This window comes from Pseudomonas sp. S3_C06 (assembly GCF_054667675.1).
This window is the reverse complement of the sequence record NZ_CP162747.1, coordinates 2,237,638-2,252,500: the sequence shown is the minus strand read 5'-3', so window position 1 is coordinate 2,252,500 and position 14,863 is coordinate 2,237,638. Positions and strand designations below refer to the sequence as shown.

14 protein-coding genes and 2 rRNA genes (1 of these 16 cut by a window edge) are annotated in these 14,863 nt (G+C 57.6%); 10 read left to right on the top strand and 6 right to left on the bottom strand.

The window, feature by feature from the left end:
- Together AB4N44_RS09845 and rrf are read left to right on the top strand one after the other, a co-directional pair.
- Window positions 1–432: ribosomal RNA gene (locus AB4N44_RS09845) — 23S ribosomal RNA — on the top strand; it begins 2,462 nt to the left of the window's first position.
- 164 nt (window positions 433–596) lie between these two features.
- Window positions 597–712 (top strand): 5S ribosomal RNA (gene rrf / locus AB4N44_RS09840).
- A gap of 219 nt (window positions 713–931) precedes the next feature.
- Here rrf and AB4N44_RS09835 read toward each other — a convergent pair.
- On the bottom strand, window positions 932–2,209 hold the full coding sequence (locus AB4N44_RS09835) for a lysozyme inhibitor LprI family protein (RefSeq protein WP_460109107.1): 1,278 nt from the start codon (window positions 2,207–2,209) through the stop codon (window positions 932–934).
- Between the two features lie 282 nt (window positions 2,210–2,491).
- Here AB4N44_RS09835 and AB4N44_RS09830 point away from each other — a divergent pair, with 282 nt between their 5' ends.
- From AB4N44_RS09830 to AB4N44_RS09815, 4 genes are all read left to right on the top strand, one after another.
- On the top strand, window positions 2,492–4,096 hold the full coding sequence (locus AB4N44_RS09830; RefSeq protein WP_160041476.1) for a tetratricopeptide repeat-containing response regulator: 1,605 nt from the start codon (window positions 2,492–2,494) through the stop codon (window positions 4,094–4,096).
- On the top strand, window positions 4,093–4,785 hold the full coding sequence (locus tag AB4N44_RS09825; RefSeq protein WP_127929422.1) for a sensor histidine kinase: 693 nt from the start codon (window positions 4,093–4,095) through the stop codon (window positions 4,783–4,785). The genes AB4N44_RS09830 and AB4N44_RS09825 overlap by 4 nt, the downstream gene beginning before the upstream one ends.
- A 200-nt stretch (window positions 4,786–4,985) precedes the next feature.
- A complete protein-coding gene (locus AB4N44_RS09820) occupies window positions 4,986–6,227 on the top strand; it encodes a glutamine synthetase family protein (RefSeq protein WP_174245133.1) in 1,242 nt (413 codons plus the stop codon).
- Window positions 6,228–6,296: 69 nt separating this feature from the next.
- Window positions 6,297–7,688, top strand: coding sequence for an MFS transporter (locus tag AB4N44_RS09815; protein WP_150750529.1), 1,392 nt, complete (start codon window positions 6,297–6,299; stop codon window positions 7,686–7,688).
- A gap of 72 nt (window positions 7,689–7,760) precedes the next feature.
- On the opposite strand, the gene AB4N44_RS09810 is transcribed toward AB4N44_RS09815, so the two are convergent.
- The 4 genes from AB4N44_RS09810 to flgA form a co-directional block, all read right to left on the bottom strand.
- Window positions 7,761–8,507, bottom strand: coding sequence for a flagellar brake protein (locus AB4N44_RS09810; RefSeq protein ID WP_095123064.1), 747 nt, complete (start codon window positions 8,505–8,507; stop codon window positions 7,761–7,763).
- 88 nt (window positions 8,508–8,595) lie between these two features.
- Window positions 8,596–9,063 carry a flagella synthesis protein FlgN gene (locus AB4N44_RS09805; RefSeq protein WP_127929418.1) on the bottom strand — a complete coding sequence of 156 codons (468 nt, stop codon included), beginning with the start codon at window positions 9,061–9,063 and terminating at the stop codon, window positions 8,596–8,598.
- Window positions 9,064–9,111: 48 nt separating this feature from the next.
- Window positions 9,112–9,438 (bottom strand): flagellar biosynthesis anti-sigma factor FlgM, encoded by a 327-nt coding sequence (gene flgM, locus AB4N44_RS09800; RefSeq protein WP_123376398.1) that lies wholly within the window; start codon window positions 9,436–9,438, stop codon window positions 9,112–9,114.
- Window positions 9,439–9,586: 148 nt separating this feature from the next.
- Entirely contained in the window at window positions 9,587–10,348 is a 762-nt protein-coding gene (gene flgA / locus AB4N44_RS09795) for a flagellar basal body P-ring formation chaperone FlgA (protein ID WP_081265242.1), read from the bottom strand.
- An 82-nt stretch (window positions 10,349–10,430) separates the two neighbouring features.
- Here flgA and AB4N44_RS09790 point away from each other — a divergent pair, with 82 nt between their 5' ends.
- On the top strand, window positions 10,431–11,363 hold the full coding sequence (locus AB4N44_RS09790) for a chemotaxis protein CheV (protein WP_007917585.1): 933 nt from the start codon (window positions 10,431–10,433) through the stop codon (window positions 11,361–11,363).
- A 46-nt stretch (window positions 11,364–11,409) separates the two neighbouring features.
- Entirely contained in the window at window positions 11,410–12,237 is an 828-nt protein-coding gene (cheR, locus tag AB4N44_RS09785) for a protein-glutamate O-methyltransferase CheR (RefSeq protein WP_016983976.1), read from the top strand.
- 390 nt (window positions 12,238–12,627) lie between these two features.
- Here the strand turns inward: cheR and AB4N44_RS09780 are convergent, their stop codons facing one another.
- Window positions 12,628–13,686: an IS110 family RNA-guided transposase gene (locus tag AB4N44_RS09780; RefSeq protein ID WP_150774724.1), complete on the bottom strand. Its 1,059-nt coding sequence runs from the start codon at window positions 13,684–13,686 to the stop codon at window positions 12,628–12,630.
- 311 nt (window positions 13,687–13,997) lie between these two features.
- On the opposite strand from AB4N44_RS09780, the gene flgB reads away from it, so the two are divergent.
- Window positions 13,998–14,405 carry a flagellar basal body rod protein FlgB gene (gene flgB, locus AB4N44_RS09775; RefSeq protein ID WP_150651058.1) on the top strand — a complete coding sequence of 136 codons (408 nt, stop codon included), beginning with the start codon at window positions 13,998–14,000 and terminating at the stop codon, window positions 14,403–14,405.
- Window positions 14,406–14,408: 3 nt separating this feature from the next.
- Window positions 14,409–14,852 (top strand): flagellar basal body rod protein FlgC, encoded by a 444-nt coding sequence (gene flgC / locus AB4N44_RS09770; protein WP_003227217.1) that lies wholly within the window; start codon window positions 14,409–14,411, stop codon window positions 14,850–14,852.
- Window positions 14,853–14,863 lie beyond the last annotated feature (11 nt).

Sequence of the window (14,863 nt, the reverse complement as noted above, 5' to 3'; positions counted from 1 at the left end):
TTCATATCGACGGCGGTGTTTGGCACCTCGATGTCGGCTCATCACATCCTGGGGCTGAAGCCGGTCCCAAGGGTATGGCTGTTCGCCATTTAAAGTGGTACGCGAGCTGGGTTTAGAACGTCGTGAGACAGTTCGGTCCCTATCTGCCGTGGACGTTTGAGATTTGAGAGGGGCTGCTCCTAGTACGAGAGGACCGGAGTGGACGAACCTCTGGTGTTCCGGTTGTCACGCCAGTGGCATTGCCGGGTAGCTATGTTCGGGAAAGATAACCGCTGAAAGCATCTAAGCGGGAAACTTGCCTCAAGATGAGATCTCACTGGAACCTTGAGTTCCCTGAAGGGCCGTCGAAGACTACGACGTTGATAGGTTGGGTGTGTAAGCGCTGTGAGGCGTTGAGCTAACCAATACTAATTGCCCGTGAGGCTTGACCATATAACACCCAAGCAATTTGCGTCGAAAGGCCAGATTGCGGTGTGTGAAGACGAAACGAACCGAAAGTTCGACTGCACTTAAAAAAGCAGCACAAACACCGAAAGCTGTCACATACCCAATTTGCTGAAGCGAGGCCACAAGGCCACGACTCAGTACCCGAATTTCTTGACGACCATAGAGCGTTGGAACCACCTGATCCCATCCCGAACTCAGCAGTGAAACGATGCATCGCCGATGGTAGTGTGGGGTTTCCCCATGTGAGAGTAGGTCATCGTCAAGATTAAATTCCGAAACCCCAATTGCGAAAGCAGTTGGGGTTTTGTTTTGCCCGCAGGAAAGTGTTTCAAGGATGAAAGCTTGGGAACGCCATCAGTTTCAAAATTAGAGCCCTGTCGCAATGGAAATTGCGACGGGGCTTTTTGCATTACCGTCAGCCGACGAATTGCCACGGCGAGCCGCGACTACATCATTGATTGTGAACATTAGACAGGATGCACAGTTAACCTTCGTTCAGCTCAACTTTACCCATTGAAGTGCTGACTTCGGTTATGTGTCGGCGACCGTAGACTTCGTATGTGCGGCTGCCGTCATCGCTGTCCGGTTTACGCAAGGCCAGTTGCGCGAACAAACCATTCTTTTCGCTGTAACTGCCGAACCAGTCGATCAAAGCGCTGATGTAACAATCATTGCCAATGAAGACCGGCAGGTCGGCGACTTTTTCAATGCTGTAATGCGCCGGGCCAAAGCTGTAGTAATCGTTTTCACCGGCGCCGGTAGCCGGAATAGGGCAGAGCGGTTCTTTTGATGGGATAGCGGCGGTTTCATTTACTTTCGCCACTGCCAGATTGAGCGCTCGGTGCAGATCGGGTTCGAGTTCAAACGTGCTGTTGCCGTCATCTTTGTGTTGAAGAGTGGGTACGTCGAGGTCATAGCGATAACGGATCGTCACCGTAGGCACCTGGACGTTGATTTTCAGCGGGTTGAGCAAGTAGACCCGATCGACGCCGTACTCACTGTTTCGATAAGCCGCGTAAGTCTTGCCGCGCAGGCTTATCCAGTCCACTGACTGATTGGCGCCGCGATCGTTGGTGTAGAACAGCGAACTTTCGGGCTCAACAGAACGTTTTACGAACCGTTCACCGTCGCGCCGCCAGGTTTCCACGTAGGTAAACAGGCCGGTACCCCCGGCGTAAGTATTTACAATCAGATCGCGTTGCCCGTTGCCATCCAGATCCCGCAAGGTGTAGGAACTCAGGCCGGTTTCGGCCGCGTCAGTGATCAGGGAAGCGGTGAGCGCTCGCCATTCATTGGCGCTAACGCCTTTGGGCTGCGATGTCGGAAAGTGCGTTATCGACGAATCCTCTTCACTTGCTTCACCGTCAAAACCGCCGGCAGTTGTTTTGACGGCGAGCGCGGCGAGTGCCCGATCCAGCGCAAACTCTGGATCATCTTTACTGGCGGCTTGAATGCGCTTTTGCAGATCGTCCAGCGCCTGTTTATCGAGGTCATCCGGTTGATAGGCAACCGTTGCCTGCCACTGCGCGTGCAGCGCTTGCAGGCGCTCTTGATAGTGCTGGCTCAGGCACGAAATATCTTCCGCGCACTCATTGCGGATTTTCAGCCACAGCCGTTGAGTGCGCTTGAGTTCAGCTTGTGCAGGAGCAGAGGCTTTGAATAAATCCCGATAAACCACGCCCATCCGCGCATCCAGCTCATACAGCGACTTGTTCGCGCAAACAGTGTTTTCGACGGCATTCGCCGCTTTTGTGCAGTCCATTCCAGCCGCCATTGCCTGCTGTATAAACAGCAGCGCACAGACAGACGTGATGCAGCGTCCTTTGATGTACACGATGTAAACCTTGTAGTGGAAAGTTGAACCGGCGCGCAGGGTAATCGCTAGGCGAGGATTCTTGAAGCGCCGGCTTCAGGGAACAGCACTTCTGGCCGATAACCCATTCGGTGACTTAAAAGTCGCGCGAAATCGCTTGATAGCATTTGGCCGCCAGCTATCATCTGCGCGCCTGAAATTGCCCTCACTTCAATTGCCTGGAAATCTTCGATGCTGTCGTATCACCAAAAGAGTTTTCTGATCGTCGATGATTTCTCGGATTTCCGCAGTTCCGTGCGTTCGATGCTGCGTGAGCTCGGGGTCAAGGACGTCGATACGGCCGACACCGGTGAGCAGGCGCTGAAGATGTGTGCGCAGAAGTCCTACGATTTCATCCTGCAGGATTTCCATCTCGGCGACGGCAAGAAGAACGGCCAGCAGGTACTCGAAGACCTGATGCTGGAAAAGCTCATCAGCCATGAAGCGGTGTTTGTCATGGTCACCGCCGAGACCAGTCAGGCGATGGTGCTTAGCGCTCTGGAGCACGAGCCGGATGCGTACCTGACCAAGCCGTTCAACCGTTCCGGTCTGGCCCAGCGCCTGGAGCGTCTGGAGCAGCGCAAGACGTTGCTCAAACCGATTCTGCAAGCCCTCGACCGTGGCAAACCGGTCGAGGTGCTCAACGCTTGCATCGCCCTGTGCAAGCAGGACATCCGCTATGCGCCGCTGTGCCTGCGCTACCGCGCTGATGCGCTGCGCGACATGAACCAGAACGAAGCGCTGGAGCGTCTTTACGACAGCATCATTGCTGATCGGCCGTTGCCGTGGGCATTTGCCGGATTGGGCAAGTTGCTGTTCAAGCGTGGGCAAGTTGCCCAAGCCAAAGGTGTCTATGAAAAGGCGCTGAAGGTGTTCCCGATGATGCCGGCGCTGTATGACGGCATGGCCGACGTGCTGGTTTCCGAGGGTGACACCAAAGGCGCGCAGCAGGTGTTGGAAGAGGCTATTCGTCTCTCGCCACTGGCGGTGCGTCGACAGGCGCTGCTGGGCAAACTGGCCATGACCAACGAAGATTTTGACACCGCCTCGCGTGCTTATCGGCAGGCGGTGGCGCAGGGCGCGCAGTCGCGCTTCAAGGACCCGGAAAGCAACCTCGGCCTGGCTCACGCGCTGATCAGCAAGGGCAGTGAACGCGGTCTCGACACGCGTACACGGCTGGAGATCAACACCACACTCAGTGCGGTGGCCAAAGAGAACCCGACCGACCCCGGCCTGCAGATTCGCGCGCGTCTGATGAAAGCTACCAGCCTGTTGCTCAACGATGCGGAAACCGCTGACAAGCTCACCGAACAAGCGCTGATGCGCCTCGACGGCATGGAGCAGTTCATGAGTCCGGAAGCGGCGCTGTTGGTCGCCAAGCAGTTGCAGATGCTCGGTCAGGCCGAGGCGGGCACGTCGATGCTCAAGAGCTGCGCGGAGATCTACGGTGATGATCCGGCGGTAATGAAAGACATCGCCAAGCTGACCGATGATCCGACTATTCTCAGCTCCAGCAATGCCGCTGCCGACCTCAACCGTCAGGGCGTGCGGGTGTACAAGACCGGCAACCTGGTCGAGGCCCGCGAGGTGTTCCGCAAGGCGCTGAAGATGCAACCGAAGAACATCAGTATCGCGCTCAACATGGCCCAGTCGCTGCTGCACGGCACCGACACCAGTGTGCCGTCGGCGGAGCTGGAAGAATGTCGGGCCTGCCTGAAAATGGTTGGCCTGATGCCCGACACCGACGCGCGTTTTGCGCGTTATCAGAAGCTGAAAAGCAAGGCGTTTGGCGAATGAACCACGACAAGCAGGCTCTGGATTTTTCTACGGTGATCGCCTCCACTGTCCACGACATGAAGAACTCGCTGGCCATGCTGATGCAGGCTCACAGCCAATGGCTGGGGCGCTTGCCGCAAGAACTGCGCGAAGGCACGGAGCAGGGCGTGATCGACTTCGAGTTCGCCCACCTCAACGGCATGCTGGTGCAGTTGCTCGGGCTGTACAAGCTCGGCGTCAATCAGTTGCCGCTGCAACCTGCGTATCACGAACTCGATGACTTTATCGAGGCGCAACTGGCGGCGCATCAAGAGGTGTTTGCCAGTCGCGGGATCATCGCCACGTATGAAGTCGATCCGTTGAGTCCGCTGGGGTTCTTCGACCGTGAGTTGATTGCCTCGGTGCTTGGTAACTGCATCAACAACGCCATTCGTTATGCTCGCGAGTCGCTGCTGATCACCGTCAGTGACGAGGCCGGACAACTGGTGCTGAGCATCAACGATGACGGCGACGGCTATCCGGCCGAGATGCTCGAGCGTCAGGCTGATTACGTGCAAGGCATCAATCACAGCAGTGGCAGCACCGGACTCGGTTTGTATTTCGCCAACCGCATCGCAGCGCTGCATCAGCGCAACGGTGTTGAAGGTCGCACCGAAATCCGCAACGGCGGTCCACTCGGTGGCGGGGTGTTCAGCCTTTATCTGCCGTGACGCGCCTTTTTGTTTGACGCTGCTTGATATTCCGAACAGCCGAAGCCTATTTTGTACGGGTCGCCGTTCGCGGCTCGCACAATAACAAGGATTGCGTCATGACAACCGATGGCCAGCGTTCACTCGCGCAGCGATTGACGGGCATTGATGAGATTGAATGTGTCACGCCGGATTTGAACGGCGTACCCCGGGGCAAAGTGATGACCGCCGAGGGTTTCCTCGAAGGGCGGCGTTTGCAACTGGCGCGGGGCGTGCTGTTGCAATGCATTATGGGCGGTTACCCGGCAGCGCGGTTTTATGGCAGCGATGACGGCGATCTCGCACTGATTGCCGAGCCGACCCAGATCCATCGCCTGCCGTGGAGCGACGACCCCCGAGCCCTGGCCATTTGCGATGCCGATGAACTGACTGGCGAAAGCTCCAATCTGTCGACCCGTGGCCAGTTGAAAAAAGTCATTGCCCGTTACGCTGCGCGCGGCCTGGCGCCGGTGGTGGCGACCGAGCTGGAATTCTTTGTCTTCGCCCCGAACACTGATCCGACCCAAGCGTTCCGTCCGCCGGTGGGCCTTGATGGTCGTCGCGAGGATGGCCAGTCGGCGTTCAGTGTCAGTTCCAATAATGGTCTGCGGCCGTTCTTCAACGAAGTCTATAAATGCATGGCGGCCCTCGGTTTGCCGCGCGATACCTTCATGCACGAGATGGGCGTCAGCCAGTTCGAGATCAATCTGCTGCACGGTGATCCGCTGCTGCTGGCCGACCAGACCTTTCTGTTCAAACACCTGCTCAAGGAAGTTGCGCTCAAGCACGGCCTGACCGTGGTGTGCATGGCCAAGCCACTGGCGCACACGCCGGGCAGTTCGATGCACATTCACCAGAGCATCGTTGACAGCAACAGCGGCAAGAATGTCTTCAGTGACGAGCAGGGTGAACCGACAGCGATGTTCCGCCACTTCATCGGTGGTCAGCAGGCAGGCATGGCTGATTTCACCGCACTGTTTGCACCCAATGTGAACTCCTATCAGCGTCTGTGCCATCCGTACGCATCACCGAATAACGCGTGCTGGTCCCACGACAACCGTGCGGCCGGGCTGCGCATTCCGGCGAGTTCGCCGGTCGCACGTCGGGTCGAGAACCGTTTGCCGGGCGCCGATGCCAATCCGTATCTGGCGATCGCCGCGAGTCTGGCCGCCGGCTTGCATGGGATCGAGCATGAGCTGGAACCGAGCGAAGCCATTCAGGGCGAGTTCGAGGTGCCGGACAATCTTTCGTTGCCATGTACTTTGCACGCCGCCCTCGAACGTCTGAAACGTAGTCAATTGGCCAGGGAACTGTTCGGACAGGAGTTCATCGAAGGCTACATCGCTTCGAAGACCATGGAGTTGACCAGCTTCTTTGATGAAATCACTCCCTGGGAACGGCGTGTTCTAGCAGCCCAGGCCTGACGAACCGTCGCCATCGGGCTATCGTTTTGGTAGCCCGGTCTTTACTGCAAGGAGCCGCTCGGAACGCCGATGCGCCAAATCTGGAAATCCTTTCGAGCGCTGTATTTCGCCTCGCTGATGATGTTGATCGGCTCGGGCCTGCTATCGACCTATCTGGCCCTGCGCCTGGCCGCTGACAACGTCGACGGGTTGTGGGTCGGTGCGTTGATGGCGGCCAACTATTTCGGCCTGGTGCTGGGCGGCAAGATCGGTCACCGACTGATTGCCCGGGTCGGGCATATCCGCGCTTATTCTGCCTGTGCCGGGATCGTCGGGGCGGCGGTGCTTGGCCATGGTCTGGTCGATTGGCTGCCGGCGTGGCTGGTGCTGCGGACCATTGTCGGTCTGGGCATGATGTGCCAATACATGGTGATTGAAAGCTGGCTCAACGAGCAGGCTGATGCCAATCAGCGAGGTCTGGTATTCAGCGGTTACATGATTGCGTCTTACCTTGGCCTGGTGCTGGGTCAATTGATTCTGGTCATGCACCCCGGGCTGGGTCTGGAGCTGTTGATGCTGGTCGCGCTGTGCTTCGCGCTGTGCCTGGTGCCTGTGACATTGACTCGAAGGATTCACCCGGCGCCCCTGCATCCGGCGCCGATGGAGCCACGGTTCTTTATCAAGCGTGTGCCGCAGTCGCTGAGTACGGTGCTGGGTGCCGGTTTGATCATCGGTTCGTTCTATGGTCTGGCGCCGCTGTATGCCTCGCAGCAGGGGCTGTCGACCGAGCAGGTCGGTCTGTTCATGGGTAGCTGCATCTTTGCCGGGCTGTTGGTGCAGTGGCCGCTGGGCTGGTTGTCCGACCGTTATGATCGGGCGCTGTTGATTCGCTGCTTCGCCGGGTTTCTCGCACTGGCTGCGTTGCCGCTGGCCATCCTGCCGCAGGTGCCGCTGGAGGTGTTGTTCGGCGTTGGCTTCTTGTGTTCGCTGGTGCAGTTCTGTCTGTATCCGCTGGCGGTGGCGTTTTCCAACGACCATGTCGAAGGTGATCGGCGGGTATCGCTGACGGCGATGCTGTTGGTGACTTACGGTGTCGGCGCGAGCATCGGGCCATTGCTGGCGGGTGTGCTGATGAAGCTGTTTGGCAGTCAGAGCCTGTATGCGTTTTTCAGTTTCTTCGCACTGGTGCTGGTGTGGCGGATCCGGCCGAAAGCCGTGACCAATCTGCATCAGGTCGACGACGCGCCACTGCATCACGTGGCCATGCCTGACAGCATGTCCAGCTCGCCACTGGTGGCAGCGCTTGACCCTCGGGTAGACGAGCAGGTGGTGCAGGAGCAGATGGTGCAGGACCCTGTGCAAGCGCCGCCGACTCCCGAACCGGAGCCTGACGCCGATGCTCAGCCAGAAACTGCAGCAGAGGCGGAGCCGGATAGTGGCAACGACAAGCCCGCGCCAGATCTCAGTGGCGGCAGACCTTGAGCTGAACAAAAAACACCACGCATAAAAAAGGGCAGCCCCGCCAGGGACTGCCCTTTTTATTGTCGCTGCAAATCACATATCGTCTTTGTCGAAACGGCGTGCTTCACGTTGCAGCTGATAAACGAAACGCTCAACGTTGCGTGCAGCCTGACCACTGATGTTGTGGAAGCGCAGGCCGGCGAAGGTGATGTTGAGTTTTTCTTCGAAGTGCAGATAACGCAGTTCGACGGAGGTTGGCTGGTTGCCGAACAGCGGCGGGGCGATCAGGCGGTCATAGACCTGGCCCAGTTGCAGACGATCAGTGATATCGCCTTCGAAACGCAGCTTGCAGCCGGTCGCGGAGATATCCAGCAGTTTGCCGTTGATTGGCGCCTTGAGCTTTTCGCCGCCCAGTTCAACGCTGACCAGATCAGTCAGTTTCAGCGCGGCGCGGAAAGCATTGCGGCGCTGGTGGTAAACCACTTCGGTCGGTAGCTCGCCGGTGTAGAAGCGATCACCCTCGGATTCCTCGATATTCAGCGTGCCGGTGCACTCCCAGGCAATGCGCACACCGTCATGAAAACCTTCGACCTTGAACGGCTCACCGGCCAGCAGAAAGCGTTCGCCATCGCGCGGGATCATTTCGTCCAGAGCGATCGAAGCGCTGTCGCGGTCGACCTTGATCAGGTAGCTCTGAAAACGCTGGCTGCGCTCATGGAAGGTGATGATCAGCGGATCGTGGCTTTCTTGCAGCTGGCGCAGGTTGCTGGAGATTTCCAGTGGCGTGGTAAGCACCTTAGGGGGCTGCGGAGCATCATCCGCGCTGAGGGCGTTGGACACGGTTTATCAATCTCCAGACAAAATATGACGACTAGCCAGCATTTTGCCAGCATGTTCCGCGGGTTGATAGAGCTGGCGCATCAACGGCTCATGCCTGGCTGAGCGGACGCGGTACGGCGGGTTTGGCAAATGTACCGCTGGCGTTATAAAGCGCTGGCGCTTCACCACCGGTAAGGATCTTCAGCTGATTGGCCGTGGCGGCCTGCTGGATCTGGATCGACTGGCCATTTTTGACGTTGGCCGCCTGGCATTGAGCGATCAGATCGGTCAGGGCATCGCCCTGGCTCAGCAACTGATCGCCAATGCTCGACTGGCCAGCCAGTTGCTCAAGACCTGAACGATCGGTTGGCAGGTTGAGGCTGGCAAGGATTTCGCTGCGCTTGCGGCCATGCTGTTCAAGCAGAATGATCAATGCCTGTTTGTGCGCCAGAATTTCTTCGAGCAGTGGCATGTCGCGACCGTGCAACGCGAGGGATTCGGTTTGCAGCAACTCCAGCAATTGTTGAGCTGGAGCAAAGTCGTCGTTGATCAGTTGCAATAAATTAGTGTCGTGCATGGCTGGCCTTGGGTTTTAAGCGTCCAAAAGCCTGGCGCAGGCAAAGGCCTAGCGCTGGGCTTCGAAGTTGAGCAGTTTGCTGGCTACACGGTTGCTGTCGACTTTATAGCTGCCATCGGCAATCGCGGCTTTCAACTCGGCCACACGGGCTTTGTCGACAGCAGGCTGATCGCGCAGCTTGTCAGTGACCTTCTGCAACTGTTGAGCCTCATTGCTGAGGTGTACCGATTCCCCGCTTTTTGCGGTACTGGCCGTTTCGGCCTGGGTATTCAGCGGCGCAGAGGTACCGGTTTCGGCGGTTTCCTTGGCGTTGCTGGTACGTGTACTGCCCGTAAGTGACGAGGAGCTGTTCAAACGGCTGAAATCGATGACCATGATAAAAACCTCTGGGAATTTGGACGCTTGCCATGTTTTCGGCCACCCTCTGGAAAACTTTAGGCACATTTACAATGAGCCTTGCATGCGCCGGCGCGTGTCCTGCTGCGGCACAGTTTAGGGAACAGCCGGGGTCAGCGCCAGTTTTCTACATCGCCACTTCCACTTGGCCGGGCGCGGTGACTTGCGCCTTGATGACCCGTTGCGAATTGAGGTTTTTCACGCGTATCTGTTCTTTCAAACCGCCATTGGCCAGTGCTTCACCGGGCATGCGCACGGCCAGCGTACCGCTGCGTGCGGTGATGACCACTTGATCGCCCTTGCGAACCACTTCGGCCTGTTCCAGATGAACCAGGGTAATCACCTGATCGGCGACCGTTGGTCGGGTTAATTTCTGCCCGATCGCTTCGTCTACCGAAGTCAGAAAGCCTTGGTTGATCGTGCTTACGTCGCGCTCTCGCAAGGTCACGTCCTGTGGCTCGATAATCCCTGCGCGTTTCAGTGGCCGCGTGGTCGTCACAATCTCGCGAAACAGGCGGACTTGAGCGGGCACGAACACGGTCCAGGGCGAGGCGCCTTCACAGCGGACCTTCACCGTGACCCGGCCCAACGGACGTGCCGGGCTCTCCAAAGTCGCTGTCAATTCCTTGTCGCACATAGGCATGCGCATACGGGGGTCGAGCTGGTTTACTTCGATTTCGTAGCGACCTTCCGTTTGACTGGTAGCCAGATAGTCTTCTACGGTGAACTCAAGAAAGCCCTGAGTGACGCCGATAAGCATGTCAGGCAAGGTAACCGCATCAGCAATGGCAGGGCTGCCAGCGAAAAAGCAGCAGACGGCTGACATCGCGCAAAGGCTTTTGCGAGCGCGGGAGGTCAGGTGTCGGAAAAATGTCGTTTGAGCGTTCATACGAGTTAAAAAGCAAGCGCCGTGCCGTTTAGCAATGAATGTGCGTCGCAACAACACTTGGCGTTGGTGTAGGAGTCTGGGCATGGCTGGTGTAATGGATTCGGTGAACCAGCGCACGCAACTGGTGGGGCAGAATCGCCTGGAGTTGTTGTTGTTCCGTCTTGACGGTCAGCAGCTCTATGGAATCAACGTGTTCAAGGTGCGGGAAGTGTTGCAGTGCCCGTCGCTGACGTTGATGCCCAAGTCCAGTCCTGTCGTGTGCGGGGTGGCAAATATCCGGGGGGCGACCATTCCGATCCTTGATCTGGCAATGGCCACCGGTTCCGGAGCGTTGAAGGACAAGAACAACCCGTTCGTGATCATCACGGAGTACAACACCAAGACCCAGGGTTTCCTGGTCCGCTCGGTGGAGCGCATCGTCAACATGAACTGGGAAGAGATTCATCCGCCGCCCAAGGGCACGGGTCGCGATCATTACCTGACCGCTGTGACTCGGGTGGACAATCAGTTAGTCGAAATCATCGACGTCGAGAAAGTGCTGGCGGAAGTTGCGCCGACACCGGAAGCGATTTCGGTGGGCGTGGTCGATGTCGAGACCCAGACCAAGGCACTGTCTTTGCGTGTCTTGACGGTCGATGACTCATCGGTGGCGCGCAAGCAGGTCACGCGTTGTCTGCAGACGATCGGTGTCGAAGTGGTGGCGCTGAACGACGGCAAACAGGCGCTGGATTACCTGCGCAAGCTGGTCGACGAGGGCAAGAAGCCGGAAGAAGAGTTCCTGATGATGATTTCCGACATCGAGATGCCGGAGATGGACGGGTACACCCTGACGGCGGAAATCCGCGGCGACGCACGCATGCAAAAGCTTCATATCATCCTGCATACTTCGTTGTCCGGGGTATTCAATCAGGCGATGGTCAAGAAAGTCGGTGCTGATGACTTCCTGGCCAAGTTCCGCCCTGATGACCTGGCATCCCGGGTAGTCGACCGGATCAAAGCAGCAGATATCAGCTGAGGGCGCTTTGCCCTTGGCGGTCAACACGATTTAAGAGGCGGCATCATTGTCTACGGGTAATTTGGATTTCGAACAGTTCCGGGTCTTCCTGGAAAAAGCCTGTGGCATTTTGCTCGGTGAAAACAAGCAGTACCTGGTCTCGAGCCGTCTCAACAAACTGATGGAGCAGCAAGGCATCAAGTCCCTGGGTGAGCTGGTTCAGCGCATCCAGACCCAGCCGCGCAGCGGTTTGCGCGAGCAGGTGGTCGATGCCATGACGACTAACGAAACCCTGTGGTTTCGTGACACCTATCCGTTTGAAGTCTTGAAGAACAAGGTGCTGCCTGAAGCGATCAAGGCCAGCCCCAACCAGCGTCTGCGGATCTGGTCGGCCGCCTGCTCGTCGGGCCAGGAACCGTACTCGCTGTCGATGTCGATCGATGAGTTCGAGCGCACGAATCTTGGCCAGTTGAAGATGGGCGTGCAGATTGTCGCCACCGACCTGTCCGGTCTTATGCTGACCAACTGCAAGACCGGCGAGTACGACAGTCTGGCAATCGGTCGCGGTTTGTCGCCGGAACGTCTGCAGCGTTACTTCGACCCGAAAGGGCCGGGGCGCTGGGTGATCAAGGCACCGATCAAGAACCGCGTGGAGTTTCGCTCGTTCAACCTGCTCGACAGCTATGCCGCGCTAGGCAAGTTCGACATCGTGTTCTGCCGCAACGTGTTGATCTACTTCTCTGCCGAAGTGAAGAAAGACATCCTGTTGCGCATTCACAGCACGTTGAAGCCGGGCGGTTATCTGTTCCTTGGCGCTTCCGAAGCGTTGAACGGTTTGCCGGACCATTACCAGATGGTGCAGTGCAGCCCGGGGATCATTTACCAGGCGAAGTGAAGCATGCGGAAATAAAAGGGAGCCCACAGGGGCTCCTTTTTTTTGCCGCATGCTTCACGTAGGAGCTGCCGAAGGCTGCGATCTTTTGATTTTATTTTTTAAGAACAAGATCAAAAGATCGCAGCCTTCGGCAGCTCCTATGTATGGACTCGCCCCACCATTCAACCCGCTTTTGAACACTGCTACCCGGTTGCATCTATGTATAAGGCCTATTCGAGGAAGCGTTAACCGGCTTCTGGCCAACATTGGGTAAGCTCGCGATATGCCGATTACAGTAAGGCCTCAAGGGCCAGTAGGAGCTCAGGCATCAATTCGCGACGGTCTGACCTGGGGTCAATGTTCTTAGCAGGGGTTGAAGCGGCTTAGCGCCTCGGTGGCAGAACTCTTTTATCAGTGACTCATCGTCGCCTCCTGGCCGTTGCCCGGCTGGCGACGATATGTTTGATCGTTTTGCAGCAGCACCCACAAAATCCGAAGGTTGCGATTAGCCAATCGCACCGCAGCTTCCTTGCGACCCAAGCGGTTGATCCAGCGTTGCAGCCGCTGATCGTCCGGCTGCTGTGAATCAGGCCGCAGTTGCCTTAAAACAGCATGAGCGCCCTGGATCGTCAGACTGCGCAAATACGCATCACCATGCTTGCTCATCTTGCCCAGTCGGGTCTTCTCGCCAGAACTGTGCTGGCTGGGCACCAACCCGAAATAGGCGGCGAACAAGCGAGCGTTGGCGAACCGTTCAGGCTCGGTCTGCTTGGCGATCAGCGCCGTGGCGATGATCGGGCCAACACCGCGCACCGTCATCAGCCGCTTCGCCGTCTCGTCTTCTTTCGCTGCCATTTCCAGCCGGCCGGTCAGCACGTTGACGCGATCGCCCAATTGACTCCATTCGCCCAGCAATTCAGCAATCAGTTCACGCAACAAATCAGGCAGCGGTTGGGTGGCATCTTCCAGTATTCGAGGCACCAGCTGGCTGATCGCAATTTCGCCCTGTGCCATGGCCACTCCATGTTCGAGCAGTAAACCGCGCATTTGATTGCCGACCGCAGTGCGCCGCCGCACATATCCCTGACGCGCCCGGTGTAGAGCCTGCATCGCCATCGCGGCCGCGCTCTTGATCGGCACCGCCGAGATTTTGCAGTCGCGGCCGGCACGCAAGATAGCCAAAGCATCGTTGCGATCATTTTTCGGGCCGCTGCGGTGGCTGGCGACCAGTTGAGCGGGCAGGATGCGAACGGGATTACCCTGCATTTGCAGCAACCGCGCCCATGCTTGAGCACCGGGCCCGGTTTCCACCAACACCGTCACGCTCGGAGGAAGCTCACGGAGAAATACCTGAAAGGCTTCGCGTGACTTGATTCTCTCCTCGAATATCAGCAGGCCGAGGGCATCTTCCCCTGCCACCTGGAAAACCCTTTTGGCAAGATCCACTGCGACTGTGGAGCATGCCGACACGTCGGCTGACAAAGACTGATTATTCGTCGTATGCTTTTTCATGGCCTCGCCCTCGCTGTCGTTGGCTTCTATAAGAATGCCACCGTGGCGCACAGACGCCTCGGCTTGGGCGAGTCCATACAATTACAGGGGGAGGTGTTAACAGGAAGAAGCGGCAGAAAAGCGGCATCCGGCGGAAACCGGTTGCCGCTTTTCTGGCATTGCCGCTTTGCCGACTCCCCGCAAAGCCGCGGTTTATGGGGGTTTTGTAGTTTGGCACGGCGCTTGCTAAAGCTCAGTTACGAAAAACCGGTCACCTGAAGGTTCCCGACATGAGCATCAGCTTCGATAAAGCGCTCGGCATTCACGAAAAGGCATTGGGCTTCCGCGCCCAGCGTGCCGAAGTGCTGGCCAACAACATCGCCAACGCCGATACCCCGAACTACAAGGCGCGGGATCTGGAGTTCTCCAAAGTGCTTGAAGCACAGACCCAGAAAAACGCTAACGGCACCATCGCCCTGAACATGACCAACAGCCGTCACATCGAAGCTGAAGGCCTTGGCAACGGCGACGAATCGCTGATGTATCGCACGCCGATGCAACCTTCGATCGACCAGAACACCGTGGACGCCCAACTGGAACAGTCGAACTACGCGGAAAACGCCGTCGGCTTCCAGGCCAGCTTCACCCTGCTCAACAGCAAATTCAAAGGGCTGGTGTCAGCCCTGCGCGGAGAGTAATCCATGTCCCTGTCCAGCGTTTTCAACATTGCCGGCAGCGGCATGAGCGCACAGACCACGCGTCTGAACACCGTGGCGTCGAACATCGCCAACGCCGAGACCGTCTCCTCGAGCATCGACCAGACCTACCGCGCCCGTCACCCGGTATTCGCCACCATGTTCCAGGGCGGCCAGAACAGTGGCAGCAACTCGCTGTTCCAGAGCCAGGACGCAGCCGGTCAAGGCGTACAGGTGCTCGGCGTGGTCGAAGACCAGAGCAACCTCGAAGCGCGCTACGAGCCGAATCATCCGGCGGCCGACGCCAAAGGCTACGTCTACTACCCGAACGTCAACGTGGTGGAAGAAATGGCTGACATGATTTCCGCGAGCCGGTCCTTCCAGACCAACGCCGAAATGATGAACACCGCCAAAACCATGATGCAGAAGGTACTGACCCTCGGTCAGTAATAAGGGGCGAC

Coding starts and splice junctions, on each gene's coding strand:
- AB4N44_RS09825 (WP_127929422.1), top strand. CDS start 4,093: ATGAACCACGACAAGCAGGCTCTGGATTTTTCTACGGTGATCGCCTCC.
- flgA (WP_081265242.1), bottom strand. CDS start 10,348: ATGAACGCTCAAACGACATTTTTCCGACACCTGACCTCCCGCGCTCGC.
- AB4N44_RS09820 (WP_174245133.1), top strand. CDS start 4,986: ATGACCGCCGAGGGTTTCCTCGAAGGGCGGCGTTTGCAACTGGCGCGG.
- flgB (WP_150651058.1), top strand. CDS start 13,998: ATGAGCATCAGCTTCGATAAAGCGCTCGGCATTCACGAAAAGGCATTG.
- AB4N44_RS09790 (WP_007917585.1), top strand. CDS start 10,431: ATGGCTGGTGTAATGGATTCGGTGAACCAGCGCACGCAACTGGTGGGG.
- AB4N44_RS09815 (WP_150750529.1), top strand. CDS start 6,297: ATGCGCCAAATCTGGAAATCCTTTCGAGCGCTGTATTTCGCCTCGCTG.
- flgM (WP_123376398.1), bottom strand. CDS start 9,438: ATGGTCATCGATTTCAGCCGTTTGAACAGCTCCTCGTCACTTACGGGC.
- AB4N44_RS09830 (WP_160041476.1), top strand. CDS start 2,492: ATGCTGTCGTATCACCAAAAGAGTTTTCTGATCGTCGATGATTTCTCG.
- flgC (WP_003227217.1), top strand. CDS start 14,409: ATGTCCCTGTCCAGCGTTTTCAACATTGCCGGCAGCGGCATGAGCGCA.
- AB4N44_RS09835 (WP_460109107.1), bottom strand. CDS start 2,209: ATGGACTGCACAAAAGCGGCGAATGCCGTCGAAAACACTGTTTGCGCG.
- AB4N44_RS09805 (WP_127929418.1), bottom strand. CDS start 9,063: ATGCACGACACTAATTTATTGCAACTGATCAACGACGACTTTGCTCCA.